The sequence below is a fragment of the Salinispora pacifica CNR114 genome (assembly GCF_000514775.1).
GTDB classification, from domain to species: domain Bacteria; phylum Actinomycetota; class Actinomycetes; order Mycobacteriales; family Micromonosporaceae; genus Micromonospora; species Micromonospora pacifica.
Genome location: NZ_AZWO01000094.1, coordinates 1 through 1373, shown reverse-complemented (window position 1 = coordinate 1373; position 1373 = coordinate 1). Strand labels below are relative to the sequence as shown.

Sequence of the window (1373 nt, the reverse complement as noted above, 5' to 3'; positions counted from 1 at the left end):
GTGTCGGGTGTGGATTTGGATTGGGGTGTGGTGTGTGGGGGTGGGCGGCGGGTGGATTTGCCGACGTATGCCTTCCAACACCAGCGCTACTGGCTCGATGCTCCGGCTGATCCTGGTGATGTCACCGCGATGGGTCTGGACTCCGCCGACCACCCGCTGCTCGGCGCGGCGGTCACCCTCGCCAACGCCGACGGCGCCGTCCTCACCGGACGGCTCTCCCTCGACCGGCACCCCTGGCTCGCCGACCACGTCGTCAACAGCGCGGTGATCTTCCCCGGCACCGGCTACGTCGAGCTCGCGCTGCACGCCGGTGCCCAGGTCGGCGCCGAAACCGTCGATGAGTTGACCATTGAGACCCCGCTGGTGCTGCCCGAACGCGGCGCCGTCCAACTCCAGGTCGTCGTCGGTGCCGCCGACGCCGGCCCGGCCCGCTCCGTCCAGGTGTACGCCCGCAGCGCCGACACCGACGCCCAGTGGACCCGGCACGCCAGCGGCCTGCTCACCACCGGCCGCCGTAGCGCCGGAACCGTCCTAGCCGAATGGCCGCCCACCGGTGCCGAACCGGTGTCCACCGACGACCTCTACCACCACCTCGCCACCGGCGGCCTGGCCTACGGCCCGGTCTTCCGAGGTCTGCGCCGGGTGTGGCGACGCGACGACGAGTTCTACGCCGAGGTGAACCTCCCCGAGAACGTGGAGGCCGACGACTTCGGCCTGCACCCCGCGGTGCTCGACGCCGGTCTGCACACCCTCGGCCTCGCCGACGGTGACACCTTCCGCGGGCTGCCGTTCGCCTGGTCGGGCATCACCCTGCACGCCACTGGCGCGGCCGGTGTACGGATCCGGCTCACCCCGGTCGGCTCCGGGGTCCGGGTGGTGGTCGCCGACGCGGTCGGCGCCCCCGTCGCCACGATTGATTCGCTGGTCCTGCGGCCGGTCCAGGCGCACCAGACCGGTGGCACCTCCGACGCGCTGTTCGACCTCACCTGGCAGGAGATCGACACGTCCGCGGCGCTGACCGATCCTGACTGGGCCTACCACCCGGCCGTTCGGCCCGAGCTCGCCCCCACCGGCGCCGCCCAGGGGGTGCCCATCGCCGACCCACTCGCCCGGGACGGAGCGACCGCCGCCGCACTGCTGGTGCTGACCGCCGGACTCGGCGGGGACGTCGCCGGCCCGTCGGCGGTGCACGACGAGGTGAATCGGGTGCTCGGCCTGGTACAGGAGTGGTTGGCCGGCTCGAACACCCACCGGCTGGCGGTGCTCACCCGACACGCTGTCGGCGATGATGTGACCGACCTGGCCGGCGCGGCGGTGTGGGGGCTGCTCCGCTCGGCGCAGGCCGAGAACCCGGACCGGCTGTTGTTGGTTGA

The 1373-nt window shown here is 72.5% G+C and carries 1 protein-coding gene; it reads left to right on the top strand.

Going from position 1 to position 1373, the window contains the following annotated elements:
• Window positions 1–51: 51 nt before the first annotated feature.
• The coding region (locus B118_RS0124870) for a polyketide synthase dehydratase domain-containing protein (protein WP_238324158.1) at window positions 52–1373 on the top strand (1322 nt) is incomplete at its 3' end.